At 32.7% G+C, this 20976-nt stretch carries 21 protein-coding genes; 8 read left to right on the plus strand and 13 right to left on the minus strand.

Annotation, left to right across the window (positions count from 1 at the left end):
- Window positions 1–88: 88 nt before the first annotated feature.
- Entirely contained in the window at window positions 89–1861 is a 1773-nt protein-coding gene (locus AST99_RS04260; RefSeq protein WP_057779503.1) for an ABC transporter ATP-binding protein, read from the minus strand.
- A 142-nt stretch (window positions 1862–2003) separates the two neighbouring features.
- Here AST99_RS04260 and AST99_RS04265 point away from each other — a divergent pair, with 142 nt between their 5' ends.
- Window positions 2004–2999 (plus strand): aldo/keto reductase, encoded by a 996-nt coding sequence (locus tag AST99_RS04265; protein WP_057779506.1) that lies wholly within the window; start codon window positions 2004–2006, stop codon window positions 2997–2999.
- 195 nt (window positions 3000–3194) lie between these two features.
- Window positions 3195–4418 carry a multidrug effflux MFS transporter gene (locus tag AST99_RS04270; RefSeq protein WP_057779507.1) on the plus strand — a complete coding sequence of 408 codons (1224 nt, stop codon included), beginning with the start codon at window positions 3195–3197 and terminating at the stop codon, window positions 4416–4418.
- 87 nt (window positions 4419–4505) lie between these two features.
- On the opposite strand, the gene AST99_RS04275 is transcribed toward AST99_RS04270, so the two are convergent.
- A complete protein-coding gene (locus AST99_RS04275; RefSeq protein WP_057779509.1) occupies window positions 4506–5138 on the minus strand; it encodes a MarC family NAAT transporter in 633 nt (210 codons plus the stop codon).
- A 138-nt stretch (window positions 5139–5276) separates the two neighbouring features.
- Between AST99_RS04275 and AST99_RS04280 the strand changes: the two genes are divergently transcribed.
- Window positions 5277–5918: a hypothetical protein gene (locus tag AST99_RS04280; RefSeq protein WP_057779511.1), complete on the plus strand. Its 642-nt coding sequence runs from the start codon at window positions 5277–5279 to the stop codon at window positions 5916–5918.
- On the opposite strand, the gene AST99_RS04285 is transcribed toward AST99_RS04280, so the two are convergent.
- Entirely contained in the window at window positions 5915–6673 is a 759-nt protein-coding gene (locus AST99_RS04285) for an acyl-CoA desaturase (protein ID WP_057779513.1), read from the minus strand. The genes AST99_RS04280 and AST99_RS04285 overlap by 4 nt on opposite strands.
- 60 nt (window positions 6674–6733) lie before the next feature.
- Entirely contained in the window at window positions 6734–7306 is a 573-nt protein-coding gene (locus AST99_RS04290; protein WP_057779515.1) for a Crp/Fnr family transcriptional regulator, read from the minus strand.
- Window positions 7307–7631: 325 nt separating this feature from the next.
- Between AST99_RS04290 and hutI the strand changes: the two genes are divergently transcribed.
- Window positions 7632–8870 (plus strand): imidazolonepropionase, encoded by a 1239-nt coding sequence (gene hutI, locus AST99_RS04295; protein ID WP_057779517.1) that lies wholly within the window; start codon window positions 7632–7634, stop codon window positions 8868–8870.
- A 73-nt stretch (window positions 8871–8943) separates the two neighbouring features.
- Here the strand turns inward: hutI and AST99_RS04300 are convergent, their stop codons facing one another.
- On the minus strand, window positions 8944–9828 hold the full coding sequence (locus AST99_RS04300; RefSeq protein ID WP_057779519.1) for a hypothetical protein: 885 nt from the start codon (window positions 9826–9828) through the stop codon (window positions 8944–8946).
- 127 nt (window positions 9829–9955) lie between these two features.
- Here AST99_RS04300 and AST99_RS04305 point away from each other — a divergent pair, with 127 nt between their 5' ends.
- From AST99_RS04305 to AST99_RS04315, 3 genes are all read left to right on the plus strand, one after another.
- Window positions 9956–10975, plus strand: a complete 1020-nt coding sequence (locus AST99_RS04305; RefSeq protein ID WP_057779522.1) for an arginase family protein — start codon at window positions 9956–9958, stop codon at window positions 10973–10975.
- A gap of 36 nt (window positions 10976–11011) precedes the next feature.
- On the plus strand, window positions 11012–11788 hold the full coding sequence (locus tag AST99_RS04310) for an MBL fold metallo-hydrolase (RefSeq protein WP_057779523.1): 777 nt from the start codon (window positions 11012–11014) through the stop codon (window positions 11786–11788).
- Window positions 11789–11861: 73 nt separating this feature from the next.
- Window positions 11862–12110 (plus strand): hypothetical protein, encoded by a 249-nt coding sequence (locus AST99_RS04315; protein ID WP_057779525.1) that lies wholly within the window; start codon window positions 11862–11864, stop codon window positions 12108–12110.
- An 82-nt stretch (window positions 12111–12192) separates the two neighbouring features.
- Here AST99_RS04315 and ettA read toward each other — a convergent pair whose 3' ends face one another.
- The 3 genes from ettA to AST99_RS04330 form a co-directional block, all read right to left on the minus strand.
- A complete protein-coding gene (gene ettA, locus AST99_RS04320) occupies window positions 12193–13884 on the minus strand; it encodes an energy-dependent translational throttle protein EttA (protein WP_057779526.1) in 1692 nt (563 codons plus the stop codon).
- Window positions 13885–13886: 2 nt separating this feature from the next.
- Window positions 13887–14069 carry a CAL67264 family membrane protein gene (locus AST99_RS04325; protein ID WP_057779529.1) on the minus strand — a complete coding sequence of 61 codons (183 nt, stop codon included), beginning with the start codon at window positions 14067–14069 and terminating at the stop codon, window positions 13887–13889.
- Between the two features lie 333 nt (window positions 14070–14402).
- Window positions 14403–15851 (minus strand): MFS transporter, encoded by a 1449-nt coding sequence (locus tag AST99_RS04330; protein ID WP_057779531.1) that lies wholly within the window; start codon window positions 15849–15851, stop codon window positions 14403–14405.
- Window positions 15852–16233: 382 nt separating this feature from the next.
- On the opposite strand from AST99_RS04330, the gene AST99_RS04335 reads away from it, so the two are divergent.
- A complete protein-coding gene (locus AST99_RS04335) occupies window positions 16234–17406 on the plus strand; it encodes an MFS transporter (protein WP_057779533.1) in 1173 nt (390 codons plus the stop codon).
- Between the two features lie 71 nt (window positions 17407–17477).
- On the opposite strand, the gene AST99_RS04340 is transcribed toward AST99_RS04335, so the two are convergent.
- From AST99_RS04340 to AST99_RS04360, 5 genes are all read right to left on the minus strand, one after another.
- Window positions 17478–18689, minus strand: coding sequence for an OmpA family protein (locus AST99_RS04340; RefSeq protein ID WP_057779535.1), 1212 nt, complete (start codon window positions 18687–18689; stop codon window positions 17478–17480).
- 150 nt (window positions 18690–18839) lie between these two features.
- Window positions 18840–19562 (minus strand): pirin family protein, encoded by a 723-nt coding sequence (locus AST99_RS04345; protein ID WP_057779539.1) that lies wholly within the window; start codon window positions 19560–19562, stop codon window positions 18840–18842.
- Between the two features lie 35 nt (window positions 19563–19597).
- Window positions 19598–20035: a MarR family winged helix-turn-helix transcriptional regulator gene (locus AST99_RS04350; RefSeq protein ID WP_057779541.1), complete on the minus strand. Its 438-nt coding sequence runs from the start codon at window positions 20033–20035 to the stop codon at window positions 19598–19600.
- Window positions 20036–20061: 26 nt separating this feature from the next.
- Window positions 20062–20592 (minus strand): NADPH-dependent FMN reductase, encoded by a 531-nt coding sequence (locus tag AST99_RS04355; RefSeq protein ID WP_057779546.1) that lies wholly within the window; start codon window positions 20590–20592, stop codon window positions 20062–20064.
- Entirely contained in the window at window positions 20593–20949 is a 357-nt protein-coding gene (locus AST99_RS04360) for a DoxX family protein (protein ID WP_057779548.1), read from the minus strand.
- Window positions 20950–20976: the final 27 nt, after the last annotated feature.

A 20976-nucleotide genomic window follows, 5' to 3' on the forward strand; every position in this document is an offset into this window, starting at 1 on the left:
CCTTATTTTATAACGTCTTAAAAATTAAAACTAACTCGTTTTAATGTGTAAAGTGCTAATAAATAGAAATTTTAACATGTTGAACCCATTATATTTTTGCCTGATAAGTATACAAATCGTAATAACGCCCTTGAGCAGAAATCAGTTCATCATGAGTTCCACGTTCGGCAATTTTACCTTCTTCAATCACTAAGATTTGATCGGCTTTACGGATAGTACTTAAACGGTGCGCAATAACGATTGTCGTTCTATCTTTAGTTAATTTGTTTAAACTTTTCTGAATAAAACCTTCGCTTTCTGTATCTAAATTAGAAGTGGCTTCATCTAAAATAATCACTTTCGGGTCGGCTAATATAGCACGTGCAATAGCGATACGCTGGCGCTGACCACCAGATAATTTTACGCCACGTTCCCCTATTAAAGTATCTAAACCATCATCAAATCTATCTGTAAATTCACTCACATAAGCAGAATCTACTGCTTCTAGTAATTGTGCTTCTGTAGCATCTGGCCTTGGGAATAATATGTTTTGTCTAATGGTACCTTCAAATAAAAATTCGTCTTGTAAAACCACTCCTAAATGTTTTCTAAAACTATTTAACTTCACTTTAGACAAATCGTAACCATCAACCGTTACACTACCAGATTTTGGATTTAGAAAGGTAGCCGACAATCCAGCAATGGTGGATTTTCCAGAACCTGAACTTCCAACAAGAGCAATTACGGAGCCCGAAACGGCATTAAAATTAATGTTATGTAGGACATTTTTTCCAGCTTCGTAAGCGAATGTGACATCGTTAAAAGCTAAGTCGCCTTTCATGTTTTCTATTTCTATAGTACGGTATTCGTCATCCTCTTCCGCTTCCATATTCATCAGTTCTTCTGTACGATCTAAACCGGCTAAAGCCTCTGTTAACTGACTTCCAATATTACTCATCTGAACGATAGGAGCAATCATAAAACCAAGGAGTAAGGTGAAAAACATAAAGTCTCCAATGGTTAATTCACCTTGCATAATTTTATAACCACCAATCCCCATAATACCTGTAGAAGCAATTCCCAACAAGAATGTAGAAGAACTCGTCATAAACGCCGTCGCTGTTAAACTTTTCTTTACATTTTGAAATAGTTTATCGACACCAACTTCAAAGGTTTTATTCTCTTGGTCTTCGGCATTAAAGGCTTTTATTACACGAACACCAGCAAGAGTTTCTGTTAATCTACCCGTAACTTCGGCATTTATAACACCACGTTTTCTAAAAATCGGTCTAATATATTTAAAAGCTTTTAAAGCAAGAACTCCAAAAATAGCGACTGGCACTAACACAAAAAGGGTCATAGACGGACTAATACGAATCAATAACACCAATGAAATAATGGCCGTAAATGTACCTCCAACCAATTGGACCAGACCGGTACCTATTAAATTTCTAACACCTTCAACATCCGTCATAATTCGAGAAACTAAAACACCAGATTTGGTATTATCGAAAAAACTAATGGGTAAAGACAACACTTTTTTCTGGACTTTAGCTCGTAATTCAGAAATTAAATACTGTGCTTGAACACTTAATATTTTGGTAAGTAAAAACGATGTCACGGCTTGAACCAAAATAGCACTTCCCACTATAATTAATAAACTATATAATTGATCGTAATCTTTATTCGGAATCACATCATCAAGTAACACCTTACTTTGCCATGGCAACACTAAACTTGCCAATCGGCTAAACACAATAAGTAATAACCCAATAAACACAAGTTTTCGTCTTGGCCAAATAATAGTTTTAAATGCTTGTGCCATACTCACTTTGGAAGCCTTCTTTTTAGGTCCAGGTGCTGCATGTTTATAGTGTCTCATATTTTCGAATTTATGTGTAAAGATAATTCTACCAAGGGAACTATTTAGATTTACAACCACAAATATTGTTAATAGAACTTTAAATAGCCCAATGTTCTATCTAGTAATTCTTAACTTTATCAGACTTTATAACTTATACATTATGGAATTTAGAACACTAGGACAATCAGATTTAAAACTATCAGCCATAACATTTGGAGCTTGGGCCGCAGGTGGATGGATGTGGGGTGGCACCGAACAAAACGATGCTGTTAAAGCCATACAATCTGCCTTCGATTACGGCGTAACTTCTATAGACACTGCTCCTATTTACGGTATGGGTCATAGTGAAAAAATTGTGGGAACTGCCATTAAAGATTTAGCCCGAGATCAAGTACAACTGGTAACCAAATTCGGCTTACGTTGGGACGCTACTGAAGGTGATTTTTATACAAATACAAAAGATAATGATAGAAATCCTATAGCGATTTACAAAAATGCAAGCAAAGCGAGTATCATAAAGGAATGTGAAGACAGTTTAAAACGTTTAGGTACAGATTATATTGATTTATACCAAATACATTGGCCAGATAAAACCACACCTATTCAAGAAACTATGGAAGCCGTAGCACAATTAATTAAAGACGGTAAAGTACGCTATGCTGGTGTTTGTAATTATAGCGTAGAGCAACTTGAAGAAGCGAATACATATGTAGATATTATTTCTAATCAGGTGCCATACAGTATGGTGAATCGTGGAATTGAAACGGATCTTGTTCCATATGTGATTAAGCAAAACATGTCTATTTTAGCGTATAGCCCACTGCAGCGTGGCTTACTAACTGGAAAAATGCAAGCGGGTCATGTGTTTTCTGAAGGTGATCACAGACAAGGTTTAGCCTTTTTTAAAGATGAAAATATTACACAAACTGTAACTTTTTTGGATAAACTAAAACCCTTGGCAGAATCTAAACATGCCACAATAGCGCAATTGGTATTACGATGGACTATTGAACAACCAGGAATTACTATTGCTTTAGCTGGAGCTAGAAATGAAAAGCAATCTATTCAAAATGCAAAAGCGATAGATGTAAAATTAACTGCTGAAGAATTACAGTTTATTAGTAAAGCATTAGAACAAGTAAAGTTGGATTTATAAAATGTGTCTTAACTTAAAAGTTTAAAATGATTAATTAAAGATTTAGGATTTCGAATCTGAAAATTTAAACCTTATTTTTTTGCATAATTACACCTTATTCAATGTGAATAAGGTGTAATTATTATAGATTCATTATAACGTAATATATAACGTTAAAATCACAACATATAAATGAGGAAATAGTATTTTTGTGTGATGCAAAAAGACAAAAAGAAAAACCATTTTGAGTTTATAGCGTTAATGGCATCACTTATGTCTATAGTGGCTTTATCTATAGATGCATTACTTCCTGCAATTCCAGATATAGGAAAAACAATAGGCAATCAGGACAGCACAGACTTACAACAATTAATTACCATGATCTTTTTAGGTTTTGGTATTGGCCAATTAATATTAGGTCCGCTTTCAGATAGTTTTGGACGCAAACCCATTATGTATATTGGTTTCAGCATTTTTATTATGGCCAGTTTTGTCTGTATATTCTCGACGTCTTTAGAATGGATGCTTGTTGGTAGAATTTTACAAGGTATCGGACTTTCGGCACCAAGAACCATTTGCATTTCTATTATTAGAGATTCCCATAGAGGAAATTATATGGCTAGAATGATGTCTTTTGTTACAGCTTTCTTTATCCTCGTACCCGTTATTGCTCCTGCTTTAGGTCAGTTTATTTTAAACCATTTTAATTGGGAATATATTTTCTTTACTCAACTGTTTTTTGCTGTTGTAGTTACCATATGGTTTTGGAAACGACAGCCAGAAACTTTACATCCCGAATATAAAATACCGTTTAACAAACATGTGTTTATAAATGGCTTTAGTGAATTAATTCGTTATAAAGAAGCTTTAGTTTTTACAGTACTTTCAGGATTTATAACCGGATCTTTTATGGTGTATTTAAGCTCTGCGCAGCATGTGTTTATAGACCAATATAAAATAGGTGACAATTTCCCTTATGTATTTGCTGGATTAGCGATTTCTATTGGAGTATCTACATTATTAAACGGAACTCTAGTGGTGCGTTTTGGTATGCGTCGATTAGCGTTAACCTCCTTAGCTGCCTTTAGTGTAATCTCATCAACGTATGTGGCCTTATTTTGGAACACATCTAATCCTAGTATTTTTATTTTAGTACTCTTTTTGGGTGCACAATTTTTTACCTTAGGATTTCTGTTTGGTAATTTAAGAGCGATTGCTATGGAACCTATCGGACATATCGCCGGTATTGGTGCTGCTTTAACTGGATTTATATCGACTATAGTTGCCATACCTATCGCCACATTTATTGGTGGATTTATGACAGATAGCGCTTTACCTCTATTTATGGGTTTTGCTACTTGCGGTACTTTAGCGCTGTTAATTTTTCTGTTTATGAAACGCCACAGATTATACCGAAAATTTAATTTAAAATGGAGTTAGGGATTGCAGCGGCATCCTTTTTATGTTTTTCTCATAAAAAGATATAGCGTAAAGCCCGGCTTTTTTCTAAAAAAAAAGAACTCCCTACTACAAGTTAAGATGAGATATAATATTCACTACAGATGAAATAATATACTCAATCCCTATAGCAATTACAATAAACCCAATAATACGTGACAGGGCATTAATACCAGAGGCACCTAAAAATTTCACTATTAAATACGAACTTTTAAGAATAAGATAAATACAAATGGTTGTAAAAAGTAAAGCTCCTATAATAATTCCTTTGTCTTGAAGCTCTTGAAATTCCTGGTTGTACGTTATTAATAAAGAAATTGTTCCAGGACCGGCCAGCATAGGAATCGCTAAAGGCGTTAGGCTAATTTCGTTTCTGGAACGAATATCTTCTTCTACGCGTTTTCGTTTCATACCCTTATGTTCTGCAAATTTACCAGTTAATAAAGCAAATCCAGAAGACGCAATTATTAGTCCGCCAGCTATTTTTAAAGCATCAATACTAATACCGAAAAACGATAAAATATATTTTCCTGCAAAGAAAGACAGCAGCAAAATAATACAAGCATTTAGCGACGTCCAAAACGCAATAACTGCACGTTCTTTTTTTGTGTTTTCTAACGATAAACCTACAAAAACAGGTACCGTTCCTAAAGGATTCATAATTGAAAATAAAGCACCAAAAGTGGCTAAAAATAACTCCATTGTTTTTTTCTGCAAATACACTATATTTTAATCTACCCGATGTTAGTATTGGTTTAAGTAATTGTGAATTGAAAATGAAATTAGTTACTGTAATTGCTATTAATTGTTAATAGTATAAAATCTATTATCTTTATAACTATGAAGATAAACCACTTACATATAACAGGTGTAATCACTGTTATATTACTGATTATGCAATCTTGTGCCTCTGTACCTTATGTTAGTAAACACAACTTGCAAGGGCCTATAAAAAGTATGGAGGTTCGTTCTTTTGTATTTCAGAACGATAAAGACTCGTTGCTACTACAAAAACAAGATTTAGTATTTACCAAAGCCGGTAGAGTACAACACTCTGTAACAACAAGTGCCAATAACGATACGTTACAAACCACAGAAAAGAAACTGTTTTTTGAGAAGCAAATATTTCCGGATTTACCTAATTATTATTGTAAAACACGATGGAAAACAAATCAGAGGGAACGTATAAGTTGCTATTCGCAGAAGAAACACAAACAAAATGAAAAGATAATGTATTACGGCAATGATGGACGTATTTTAAAGCGAAAAGATCAGTTTACCACCTTTAATACTTACGATTATTTTTATGATGAAGCTGTGCTTAAAAGTATTGCGATTAAAACCAAATCTGGCACAACCATAGATACTATACAGTTTAAATGTTTAAATCGAGATACAAACAAAAACTGTGTAACGTTAGAACAACATTACACAGTTTCTGATAGTTTAATACGGTTATATCGGACTATAACGTATAATTAAACTTCGCGTTTAACAGGCGCTAATGCACTTTTTTTAATACGTATTAATCCCAAAGCATTTAATACTTTCATAATCCCATAAGTGACATCTAACTCGTACCAACGTACACCACCGAAGTTTGCACGACCGCCATATTTATGATGATTATTATGATACCCTTCTCCCATCATTAAAAAATCGAAAGGCAATAAATTTTTAGAGGTATCGCTAACTTTAAAGTTTACGTACCCATAAATATGTGCAAACCAATTAATAATAACACCATGAATAGGCGCCATAAAAAATGCAACAGGTAAAAACAACCAATGCCACCACGCTGATGCGAATACAATAAAGAACACCGTATAAAGAGCAGCCCAAACCAAACGCGAGATTCGTGAACTTGCAAAATCATCAAAACGTTTCCATTGCGGAACATTCTTAGTGAATTTAGCATCTACAGCAATACGTTGCTTATTAATATCTTGATAGATGTTTTTTGTCCGCCACATCATTGAAAACACGTTACTATCGTATTTAGGAGAATGCGGATCTTTTTCGGTATCGGCATAAGCATGATGCATTCTATGCATAACACCATAACCATAGGCACTTAAATAATTAGAACCTTGGCATACCCAAGTGAGAAAAAAACAAACTTTCTCGCCAAATCGAGACATTTTATATGTTTGATGTGCTGCGTATCTATGTAAAAAGAAGGTTTGAAAAAACAACCCAGAATACCACAACAATATCATAAAAACTATTATTTCCATGTGCTATAAATTTATACAGCAAAGAACCAATATTTAATAGAATTATAAAATGAACATGGGTTAAGAAATACGTTTTCTAATCCGACTTAATGCTTGAGCTGTAACCCCAATATAAGATGCTATATATTTTAAAGGAATGTCTTTTATAAGGTTTGGACGTTCTGTAAATAAATTAACATAACGTTGTTCTGCAGTCTCGTTTAACAAGGATTGTTCGCGCTTAGATTTTATTAAAAATAAACGTTCTGAAGATAATCTGCCTATTAAATTTCCGACTTCTGTATGTTCATAAACCTCTTGTAGATCGGTGTAAGACACACTCCAAATGGTCAAATCGGTTAAGGCTTCTAAAGCATATAAAGAAGGTTCCTGAGTTAGAAAAGAATCGTAGGCACTAATGAATTCATTTTCGAAACAAAACCCAAAAGTCACATCTTTTTCCTCGTCTTCATGTGGAATTAAAAAACGAGCTATTCCAGAAGCTATAAATGAAATATAATGTTCGGTCTCCCCTACATTTAGAATACGTTCTCTTTTCTTAAAAGTACGTGTTTTAAGTTTTGAAGCAAATAATTTCCAATCGGCATCACTTATGGACACTGTAGATTCTATATAATCTCTTATTTCTATCATGTATAACCAACTAAAAAAGCGTGTTTTATTAAAGTTTAAATTTATGAATTTCAAATTGTAATATAAGACAGAACCTTTAAATAATTAAAGCTCTTGAATATTATTTATAAGAAAATAACTACAGTCTTAATAATCGTAATAAATTAACATGTTTAGCATCAAAATCACACTAAAGATTATACTATTTCACTTTAGTATTGGTCTTATTTACGAAATCAATATATAATGTTTAAAATAATTATTAATCGTACAAAAACCGTGCACCTATTGTAATCTTTAAGTAAAATTATTTTCATAAATTTATACTACTAAAATACATTAACGAATGTCGATACTTATTACCAACATAAAACAATTATTGCAGACTAGAAACCATAATGTTTTAAAGGTTTCAGGTAAAGAAATGAAAGACTTACCTTTTATTGAAAATGCCTATTTACTGATTGAACACGATACCATAGTGGAATTTGGAAAAATGGAAGATATGGGAGACACCATAGCAGAGAAAACCATTGATGCTACAAATAAGGTTGTTTTACCGGCGTGGTGCGATTCGCACACCCACTTGGTATATTCAGGAAATCGGGTGCAAGAATTTATAGACCGAATTAATGGATTAAGTTATGAAGAAATTGCTAATCGTGGTGGTGGTATATTAAATTCCGCAGAAAATTTACAAAACACTACTGAAGACGAACTTTATAATCAGGCGATAAATAGATTACAGAACTTAATGAAATTAGGTACAGGAGCTATTGAAATTAAATCTGGTTATGGTCTATCTACAGAAGCTGAACTAAAAATTCTTCGCGTTATAAAAAAAATAAAACACGATTATAACATTCTAGTGAAATCTACATTTTTAGGTGCACATGCAAACCCTAAAATGTATAAGGATAATAAAGATGGTTATATTGACGACATTATTAATCAAATGATTCCTACAATAGAGAAAGAACAACTAGCTAATTACATTGATGTATTTTGTGAAAAAGGTTATTTTTCTTTAGAAGATACCGACAAAATATTAGCTGCCGGTGTTAAACATGGTTTGACTCCTAAAATACATGTCAACCAGTTCGACGCTCTTGGTGGTGTAGCTTTAGGTGTAAAGCACAATGCCCTTTCTGTAGATCATTTAGAAATTATGACGCCTAAAGATATTGAAGTTTTAAAGGGAAGTCGTACAATGCCAGTAGCATTGCCATCTTGCTCTTATTTTTTAAGTATTCCTTATGCGCCTGCAAGAGCTATAATTGATGCTGGTTTACCATTAGCCTTAGCCAGTGATTATAATCCAGGAACAACCCCTAGTGGAAATATGAATTTTGTAGTCAGTACAGCCTGCATAAAAATGAAGATGACTCCAGAAGAAGCAATAAATGCAGCAACCATTAATGGTGCATATGCCATGGGAATAAGTAATATGTACGGAAGTATTACGCGAGGGAAAAAAGGAAACGTCATTATTACTGAAGAAATACCAAGCTATAATTATTTACCTTATGCCTTCGGAGATAATAATATAGATACCGTTATCATTCACGGTAAGGTTATAGAATAATTACATGTTATAAAAAACAAAAAAACCGGAATGATATAAAATCATTCCGGTTTTTTATTTATGTTATTCTCTATTATTTAAGCGTAAACTCTGATGTTGAAACTAAGTCTTTCTCATTATAAACATTTACAACATATCTACCTTCTTCAAACTTACTATCACCTTTAGAAGCGACAAATTCGCAAACATTTAAACTTGCGTTTTCGTAATTAAAACGGCTAATTAAACTGTAGTTTAAAGCTTTTTCTCCAAAAATAACTTGCTCGTTAACACCTAATACGTTGTTATTAGGATCTAAAACTTGTATATATAATTCTTGATCTCCATTTTGTACTAAAGTGTTTTTGGCAACAGTAAAACATACTCTTAGTTTATCTGCACGTCTTGCACGTTCTGTTGGTATCAATTTACCAGAACTACGTTCTATAACTCCAAAACCTTTTAAACCTACAGCATTTAAAACTGCTGCATTTTCTACAACTTCTGCAAGTGCTGTATTTTGTACCAATAACGAATCTGTAAACATATTACGTTCTTCTAATCGCGTACGTGTACTATCTAAAGAAGTCGTTAAAGCATTGTTTTCTGTTTTTAATTTATCGTTTTCTTCTAACAGAAAATCCATCTCCTTCTGTAAGTTCACATATTTTTGTTTGTATCTCCACAAACTTTTTACGTTAGTTTCAGAAATTTGAAGCGAATCCATTAAACCTTGGATACGTGTTCTAGCTTCAATTAAATTGGTATTTGCAATTTCACTTTCGCTAATGGCTACATCATATTGTTTTGCCATATTACTTAAATCGGTCATAACTAATTGTTTTTCCTCTTTAAGCTGAGCTTCAGTTTCGTTCTTCTTTTTCATAAGATCGAACGTGTAAAATGCTGTTCCTAAAAATAATACTAATGCGACACCTAAAGCTATTTTTAAGCCGTTATTTGATGTATTCTGTTCCATAATTTATTTAAATAATCTCTAATTTGTTTAGAATTTGTTAACTTTTTAATATAGCTAATATTATTAAAATTAAGTTCATAAAACAAAAAAAATAGTATTTTTAAATTTTAAAAAACCTAAATTAATAATGGATAAACTTGTTGTTTTTAACCATACAGATCTTTCTAGACTACTACATATTCGTGCTTCAGAATCTAAATTTGGTGAACACGTAAAAATACTTCCACCACTCTGTAATATATACGAACATATTAATACTTTAGATGTCGACTATATTTTATTAGGTATCCCCGAAAACATTGGAATCTTAGCTAATTTAGGTAACCAAAATACAACTTATACTTGGGAAGCCACACTAAAAACATTATTAAATATTCAAAAAAACGAATTTACTAATCCCGAAAACGTTTTAGTTCTCGGTTATTTAAATTTTGAAAAGGAATTAAAGAAAATTAAATCTTTAGATTTAACTATTGACAAGCAATTAGTTAAAGCCAGAAAAATTGTATCTAAAATAGATAAAGACGTGGCACATATTATATATACCATAAAAAAAGCGGGTAAAACTCCAATTGTAATTGGTGGCGGACAAAACAACGCTTATGGTAATATTAAAGGCTGTGCATTGGCTTTAAATTCACCTATAAATATTGTAAACTTAAATGCTTTTGCAAATTTTAAACCTGAAGAAGGCAGACATAGCGGTAACGGTTTTACCTACGCCTATGCAGAAGGCTTCTTAAAAAATTATTATGTATTTGGAATGCAAGAAAATTTTATTCCGAATAGTATTTTAAAGACTATTAATAAATTAAAACAAATTCATTTTAGTACTTATGAAAGTATTGCGATAAAACAAACGACTACCTTTAAAAAGGAATTAAAATACGCCTTATCCATGCTTGAAGATTTGCCTATAGGAATGGAAATAGATTGCAATACCATCGAAAACTTTAATGCAAACACCACAACTCTTGATGGTTTTAGTCTAAAAAGAGTCAGACAATTTGTAAATTACTTCGGAAAACGAGACCATGTGCAGTATTTACACATTTGCGATGCAGAAACTACCGAAGATAACGCAGAACAAACTGGACTATTTATTACAAATCTAATCACCGATTTTATGCAAGCTCATACAAAATAAACACTTATTTTTTTAATCATTTTAATATCATATATTATGAAACATATTTTCTTATTTGCCCTTTTTATAACATCAATAACTTTATATAGTTTTGATGTTCATTTTGAATTTGATAAAAACACCAAAATAGATACCACAGTTGTTGAAAAAGACACCAAAATTACTCCCATTTCTCACGCTACGTTTGTGATGGAGATTAAAGATGTGGTAATCTATTTAGATCCGACAGGAGGAGCAGAAGCTTTTAAGGGCCAAAAGGAGCCAAATCTTATTTTAATTACAGATATACATGGCGATCATTTAAATATTGAAACCTTAGAAGCTGTAACAAAAAGTGCTACAACCATTATTGCACCTCAGGCCGTAGCAGATAAATTAACAGATGCGCTTAAAAAACAAACCCAAGTGATTAGCAATGGAGCACACACAACGTATAAGCATATTAAAATTGAAGCCATCCCCATGTATAATTTACGTCCTGAAGCACTTAAATTTCATGCTAAAGGCAGAGGAAATGGGTATCTATTAAATAATAACGGTGAGCGTATTTATATCTCTGGAGACACCGAAGATATTCCAGAAATGCGACACTTAAAAAATATAGATATCGCTTTCGTATGTATGAATTTACCATATACTATGCCTGTTAAAAGTGCTGCAGATGCGGTTTTAGAATTCAAACCTAAAGAAGTTATTCCATATCACTATCGTGGAACCGACGGATTAAGTGATGTAGATCTGTTTAAAAGCATTGTAAACACAGGAGATTCTAAGATAAAAGTAACGCTACTTGATTGGTATTCAAAAAATTAATATTGTAATTATGTAAATACTGATATTTATTTTATATTTGGAATGCTATTAGTCTAACAAATATATCTTTAATATGTCAATTGTATTATTTCAATTCAACCTGTCCAATTCTGAAATACTGTTAATTCAAGAAGAAGAAATTATTATCGGATTATTAATAACTATCTTTATTTTTCTTGTTTTGTTAATTTTAGGTATGAGAAAAACATATAAATTGAATGCAGAAAACGAACGTCTTGCCAATTTAGATTATTTGGAATCTGACGAGAAAGAACAAAAGTATAAAGATTTTACAGAAGGTCATTTGTATAATAACAACTAGTTTAACAGACTTTTTACTCATAAAAAAACAGCCTACAAATATTATGTAGGCTGTTTTATTTATGCTTAAATCTATAAATTAATTAGCGTACTAATTTTTTATATTTAATACGTTTTGGCATCAAATCTCCACCCAAACGTTTTTTCTTATTTTCTTCGTATTCACTAAAACTACCTTCAAAGAAATACACCTGACTATCGCCTTCAAAAGCTAAAATATGTGTACAAATTCTATCTAAAAACCATCTGTCGTGACTAATTACTACCGCACAACCTGCAAAGTTTTCTAAACCTTCCTCTAAAGCACGTAATGTATTTACATCTAAATCATTCGTAGGTTCATCCAAAAGTAACACGTTACCTTCTTCTTTAAGAGTCATGGCTAAATGTAAACGGTTACGTTCCCCTCCTGACAATAATTTCACTTTCTTATTTTGCTCACCTCCAGAGAAATTAAAACGACTTAAATAGGCTCTAGAATTGACTTCTTTTCCGCCCATTAAAATCAATTCTTGCTCGTCACTAAAGTTTTGCCAGATTGTTTTTTCTGGATCAATGTTGGTATGACTCTGATCTACATAAGCGATTTTTGCAGTTTCTCCAACTTCAAAAGAACCTTTATCAGGATCTTGCTCTCCCATAATCATTCTAAAAATAGTTGTTTTACCAGCACCATTCGGACCAATAATTCCAACAATTCCAGCTTGTGGTAAATTAAAGTTTAAGTCTTCATATAATAATTTATCATCAAAACCTTTGCTTATGCCTTTAGCTTCAATAACATTTGTACCTAAACGTGGACCATTAGGAATGTAGATTTCTAATTTTTCGTCAAGTTGTTTTTGATCTTGACTCATTAATTTATCGTAATTCTTTAAACGCGCCTTTTGTTTAGTCTGACGTCCTTTTGCACCTTGACGTACCCAATCTAATTCGCGTTCTAATGTTTTTTGACGTTTAGAAGCTGTTTTGCTTTCTTGTGCCATACGTTTAGATTTTTGATCTAACCAAGACGAGTAGTTTCCTTTCCATGGAATACCCTCTCCTCTATCCAACTCTAAAATCCAACCAGCAACATTATCTAAGAAATATCTATCGTGCGTTACAGCAATTACCGTTCCTTTATATTGTGCTAAATGATGCTCTAACCAATGTACCGATTCTGCATCTAAGTGGTTGGTAGGCTCATCTAAAAGTAAAACATCTGGTTCTTGTAATAGCAAACGGCATAAAGCTACACGTCTGCGCTCCCCACCAGAAAGCACACTAATTTTTTTATCGCCATCTGGAGTACGAAGCGCATCCATAGCAATTTCTAATTTTGTGTCAAGCTCCCAAGCATTAGAAGCATCAATCTGATCTTGAAGCTCTGCCTGGCGCGCCATTAATTTATCCATTTTATCTGCATCAGAATACACTTCTTCCAATCCAAACATGTCGTTAATTTTATTGTACTCATCAAGAATCGCAACCGTTTCGGCCGCACCTTCACGTACAATTTCCATTACCGTTTTATCCTCGTCTAACTGTGGTTCTTGCTCTAAATACCCTACAGAATAATCTTGAAGAAACGTAACGTCTCCTTGATAATTCTTATCGGTACCTGCAATAATTTTCAATAAAGTAGATTTACCAGAACCATTAAGACCTAAAATCCCAATTTTTGCTCCGTAAAAAAAACTTAAATAAATGTTCTTTAAAACCGGTGTGTTAGCACCCGGAAATGTCTTGGTTAAACCAGACATTGAAAAAATTACTTTCTTATCGTCACTCATAATTACACTCTACCTTTTAATGCGTTAAATACCCAAGCAATAGCAAAAAAACCTATGCCAACAGCTGCGAATCCCCAACCAGCGACATCTTCATACCTAAAAGCTCCAAGAGCAATTAAAGCTAATCCTACTACAATCATTATGGTTGTTGCCCAAGCTAAAACCGTATTTTTATTCATTGCCATAATTTGTAAATCTTTTTTTTAAGGGCGCATCAATTTTTAGAAAACACTAAAAACTGTCAGGCTATTCGTTACATCTTTTTTAATGGCTAGCATTAAAAAAGGATACCACTTCTATCCTTTGCGCAAATTCAAATACAAATATCGCATTTTTAGTACTAATTATAAATAATTCCAATAACTATATTATTATAAATATTAGGAAATTTAAGTCGAAAACCCTTAAAATATTATTTTACAAGGCATTTCCTTTCCAAACTGTTAGTAATCTTCATAAAAAAAGGAATGTCTTTAACAACATTCCTTCTTCAATAGATATTATAATTAATGACTACTTTATTCTAAATCTGTAATTGGTTCGTATTTTGGTACTAATGTTTTCATTACTATCCATCCAATTAAATAGGCAACAGCACAAAACGTGAACACAATAAAATATCCTGCTTCAATACCTTCGTATCCTAAGAAATTCATATTAGTTTTTGCCGAATAATCAAATAAAATCCCAGAGCCTTTATTAATAAAAGTAGATCCAATACCACCTGCTAAACCTCCAATACCTGTTACAGTTGCTATAGCCGATTTAGGAAACATATCTCCTACTGTAGTAAAAATATTAGCAGACCAAGCTTGGTGAGCTGCTCCTGCGATACCAATAATAATTACAGGGAACCAATAGGACACATGCCCCAAAGGTTGTGCTACAACTGCTAATAAAGGAAAGAAAGCAAAAATAAGCATTGCTCGCATACGACCAGCGTAAGGATTCATCCCTTTCTTTTCCACAAAATATGTTGGTAACCATCCTCCAATTATTGATAATAAGGTAATAGAATATAAAACAAATAATGCAAATTGTGCAATAGGATCTGAAGATTCCATACCATACACAGAACTTAAATAAGCCGGTGTCCAGAATAAATAAAACCACCACACACCATCTGTCATAAACTTACCAAAAGCAAAAGCCCAAGTCTGTTTGTATTTAAAGAGTTGTTTAAAAGTTACCTTTTTACCAATCTCATTATCTTTTTTAATAGGTTCTGAATCCTGATTAATATATGCTAGCTCTGCAGCATTAACTTTAGGGTGAACATGTGGTTTACTATAACCAAATTGCCACCAACCCATCCAAACAAAACCTAGGGCACCAATAACAATAAATGCAGACTCCCATCCGTAATTTTTAGCTAATACTGGAATAACTAAAGGGGCTGCCAATGCTCCTACTGTCGCACCTGCATTAAATATACTGGTTGCGTAAGCTCTATCTTTCTTAGGGAAGAATTCTGCTGTTGTTTTAATCGCGGCAGGAAAGTTCCCTGCTTCTCCAATAGCCAAAACTAAACGTGCAAAAATGAATAATACAATACTCACGTTTAATACTCTAGAAACGTCTTCTACTTGAGCAATGTAATGACTGGCCTCTTCAAAACCAACAAACCAATGACCTGTTAAAATACCTGAAGCAGCAATACCACAAAAAGCATGTAAAACGGCTCCTAAAGACCAAACACCAATAGCCCACATAAACCCTTTTTTGGTATCTAACCAATCTACTAAGCGTCCTGCAAAGAGTAAACTAATGGCATAAAAAAGTGAAAATAGTGCTGTTATTGTACCATAATCACTATCTGTCCAGTGAAATTCTGGAGCGATAAAGTCTTTCCAGGTTAGAGAAAGGACTTGTCTGTCTAAATAATTAACGGTGGTGGCCATAAACAGCATTGCTACAATCGTCCACCGGTACTTGGACTTTTTATCTGTAACGTCGGTTGTTTTCATAAAAAAGTTTTAAATATTTATTCTTAGTTTATTTGATTAGTAAAAATAACGTTGTTTACTGACAATAACTAATAGTTTGGTTAAAAATGTTATCGATTACATTATAAATACCAAAATATATAGTCTTTTATAAAATTGAAGATGTTTCATGTTTACAATCTTATATTTGAGAAATATGTAGTTAAACCCCCAAAAAACAAACTTTTATTAGCTTTTTAAAAAATTGTTTATGATATAATAACCGCCTTATGAATGTAGTATATACTTGAAAATTTTACGTAAACGTTTAAGTATAATTTAACTTAAATTTTATTAAAAAAAATCTTCAGAATATAAAAGTCAACTTACATTTGCCTGATTATTACGTTAACGATTGTATGATATGAATAAAGGACTTTTAGCTTTAGCAATTGGCGGTTTTGGAATTGGATTAACTGAGTTTGTAATTATGGGAATATTACCAGAAGTTGCAACGGCATTCGATATATCGATACCTAAAGCAGGACATTTTATTTCTGCTTATGCTTTAGGTGTTGTTGTTGGTGCTCCCATACTCACAACGATTGGGAATAAATGGGCTGCAAATCGCGTGTTATTGGCATTAATGTTATGGTTTACTGTATTCAATACACTATCTGCTTTTGCTACCGGCTATAATTCTTTTATCGTTTTGCGTTTTTTATCTGGATTACCTCATGGAGCCTTTTTTGGAATTGGTGCTGTTGTTGCAGGCAAACTGTCTAAAGCTGGTAAATCTGCTCAAGGCATAGCGATTATGTTTAGCGGACTTACTTTTGCGAATTTACTTGGTGTACCTTTAGGGACCTATTTAGGAAAACATTTTAGCTGGAATCTCTCCTTTTTATTAGTCGGTTTTGTGGGTATTTTAGTGGTATTAAGCATAAAATTTTGGATGCCTTTATTAAAGCAATCTTCGGAAACACATATCCTTGACGATTTAAAAATTTTTAAGCGTTTAGAACTTTGGTTAATTATACTACTCACAACAATTGGAACGGGCGGATTCTTTGCTTGGTATAGTTATATAGCCCCTTTAATAACAGATGTAGCAAAACATCCAGAAGAAATGGTTTCATTTGCCATGATTCTCGCAGGTTTGGGTATGGTTATTGGAAATTTTTTAGGTGCAAAACTTGCCGAAAAACTCTCCCCTATTTATGCGGTAATCGTTATTTTATCTGCAATGGTGGTTTGCTTATCTTTAAATACCATATTCTCATCAGACAAAATTATGGTTTTAGTGATGACGTTTATAATAGGTGCTGTCACTTTTTGCCTATCAACCCCAATACAAGTTGCCATTATAAATGCTTCAGAAGGTTCTGAAACTTTAGGGTCGTCACTTAATCAAAGCGCTTTTAATATTGGTAATGCTTCTGGTGCTTATTTTGCTGGTTTACCTATTGCTATGGGATATGGGTATACTTCTGCAGATTGGGTTGGAGCTGCTATGGCTGCGAGTGGTGTATGTATTGCGTTTTTAATAATAATGTTGAGAAAATATCAACGTAAAAATTTAAAATACAACAATTAAAAACATTTCAAAATAAAAAAGCTGACTCATTACAAGTCAGCTTTTTTTTTGGATTAACACATATTTATTAATTAAAATTCTATAACATTAATTTCAGATCTTCTATTCTGTTTGTGCATGGCTTCTGTACATTTAGTACTATCATCACAATTATTAAGTAATTTAGATTCTCCAAAAGCTTCACCTGTAATTCTATTACTGTCTATACCATTTTCAGATAAATAGTCTAATGTACTTTCTAATCGTTTCTCAGAGAGTGATTGATTATACTCCGTAGAACCTCTAGAATCTGTATGCGACGTAATTTCTAAAGTTAATTCTGGATATGTATTTAAGATGGCCAACAATTCATCAAGAATACCTTTAGATGTAGATGTTAAGCGAGAAGAATCAAATGCAAAGTATATATTTTCTAATTCGTCTATTTCTGCCTGAATTTTATTCTTAGCTTCTAGTTTTTCTTGTTCTAATTTAGCTAAACGCTCTTTTTCTGCGGCCTCTGCTTGTTGTTTAGCTAACTGTTCTGCTAATAAAGCGGCCTCTGCATTGGCTTTATTTACATTTGCTATAGAATCTTCAACTCTCGCTTGTTCTGCAAGTAATTCTTCTTGTAAATCTAATTTTTCTTGATCTTTTTTAGTCAATTCTTTATCAACATCAAATCTATATACTACTCCAATAGCATGTTGTTTGTGGTTTCTGAAGTTCTGATTCATTCCCCATTTTCCTGTAGAATTCACATCCATACCAAATCGATCACTAAACCAAATTCTGAATCCAACTATAGCATTATAGGTCCCTCGAGAATTGCTATTCGCATTTGTAAATCCTAAACCTACACCTGCATAAGGATCAAACCAACCAGTTTCTCCTACAATTTTATTAAGATCGTAACTTAATCTTGTATCGAAAGCGAAATAATCTACATCGTCTTCAAGAGGAAAATTATCTACAATCTTACCTTTCTTATATTTATTATAAGTGAAGATTCCTTCTAAACCAAATCCGCTTTTAAAATATCTTCCAACACTTATACGCGACGGATAAGGTACAGCGTTCCAACCTTCATCAGTATCAAAAACACCTTTAAATACATTTCCTGAATCGTCTACGGCATTAAATCCTAAACCAACAATCCAGAAGCTTACATTTGTAGAATCCAGTTCTTCAACATCTATCAGTTCAGATGTATCGCTTAATTCTGTTAATTCTGTTGTTTGTGAATATGTTGCAAAAGAAGTCGCAACTAAAAAAGTAAATAAAATAGTTTTAAGTAATTTCATAACATGGGGATATTAGTAGATCAAATTTATACAAAGACATAATCCCCTTAAAATTTAAACTTTGAAACGTCCAAATATTCGATAATTAGATTAACGTATATATAAAGGAGATATACAACCACTAAAAACCAAGTTTTTACACCTCAAATATTATATTTCCATGGGAACTTCGATGAATAATAGACTCGTTTCACTTAAAGATGACATATAAAAGTGCTTAACATTACTAATTCCTATAGCATCTCGAGTATGTAATGTTAGTGTTTCTATTTTTAGTTCGCCCTGAATAACCATTACATATACACCATAATCTTTATGCTTTAAAGTGTATTGAAACGGTGTGTTTGCATCTAAATCTACTCTCGAGATAATGGCATCTTGATGAATTTTTAACGTGCTCTCTATTCCATTAGTTATAGAAGATACTAAAGGCTGTAAAAAGTTTCTCCGTTTAGATGCCTCAAATGTTTTCTGATCGTAACGTGGTTCTACATTTTCTGCATTAGGAATAATCCAGATTTGAAACAAATTTAAATGCGATTCTTGCGATCCGTTAATTTCTGAATGTTCTACACCATGTCCAGCACTCATAACTTGTACTTCTCCTGCCTGTACAGATTCCCATTGGTTGCCCATAGAGTCTCTATGTTTTAATTCACCACTTAAAGGAATGGTTATAATTTCCATGTTTTTATGTGGATGTGTACCAAACCCCATTTTTGGAGCAATAACATCGTCATTTAATACACGTAAAGCTCCAAAATTCATGCGGTCTTTATCATACCAATTTGCAAAACTAAATGAATGATTAGCTTGTAACCAGCCATGATTTGCAAAACCGCGTGTATCTGCTCTATGTAATATCGTTTTCATAAGACTATCTTTTCAAAATTATTAACATTAGTAATTCAACGGATCTTGTCTAACAAATCACTCAGCTGAACGGCTTCTTCTTCTGTTAGGTTTTTAAATATATCGGCTCTATTGGCTTTATTTACATTGTCTAATAATTGTAATCCATTGGTCGTAATTTTTATAAATACAACACGTCTATCTGTCGGACATGGAATACGATCTATTAAGCCTTTAGCATATAACTTATCCATTAAACGGGTTGCGTTAGGAGACCGTTCTACCATACGCTCTTTAATGGTTTGTACTTTTAATGGTGCTTTTGCTCCTTTTAATATTCTTAAGACATTATATTGTTGCGATGAAATATTAAAAGGTTTAAAAAATGTATTCTGCCGACTGCTAATCCAATTTGCTGTGTAAATCACATTCAGCATAGCTTTCACTTTATTATTTGGAAACGTAGAGTTTATATCTTTAGAAAAATCTCCCATAATTAATATTTAATATCCTATTGATTTTATAGAGCAGTTTTAAAAAGCTTTATGTCTTCTAATAATTGAGCCTCTAATTCTGGGTTGGATAGTTTTCCTTCAGAAAAATTTTCATAAAAAGAGGGTAAAGAAAATGTAGAAACAATCTGAGCATCATGACGCGGAAATCTATCCTTAGCCATATCTAACACAGAAAGACCACCCCTAGCCCCAGGCGATGTTGCCATTAAAAGCATGGGTTTGTTTTGAAATGTTTTAGGTTCTATTCTAGACATCCAATCAAACATATTTTTAAATACAGCTGTATATGCGCCGTTATGTTCTGCTAACGATATAATAAGTCCATCTGCTTTCTTAATCATTTCAACCAATCTTACGGCCTGATCTGGTAAACCATTTTCTAATTCCGCATCTACACTATAAAGAGGAACTTCAAAATCATTTAAATCTAAAACAGTATATTCTGTGTCTAAAACTAAACCAGCAGCATAAGCTGCCAATTGTTTATTTATAGATTGTTTACTGTTACTTCCGGCAAAAGCAATAATATGTTTCATTTATAATTGTGTTTTTTTATTAAAAATATAAGATATACCTAGTAAAATTAAAGCTATTAAAGCCGTCATTTGTCCGCCATCATTAATCATAACATGAGCAAAAAAAGCTAAGACAAATGCAAAGAAAAAACCAGCATATGCCCACTCTTTTAAGGTTTTAAAACCAGGATACCAGATCACAAATAGCCCTATTAGTTTAGCTGTTGCATACGGATAAATAATATAGCTTGGATAACCAAAATTGGTAAACATTTTTGCAACATCGTCATGTTTAAATATATACATGTTTACAGAAAACAAGAGTATTATGGTTAATAACCCTGTCGCAACGTAATAAATGGTTTTAAGTCTCTTCATCGTGTTAGATTTAAATTGAATACAAAT

The organism is Formosa algae, from assembly GCF_001439665.1.
Taxonomy (GTDB): Bacteria; Bacteroidota; Bacteroidia; order Flavobacteriales; family Flavobacteriaceae; genus Formosa; species Formosa algae.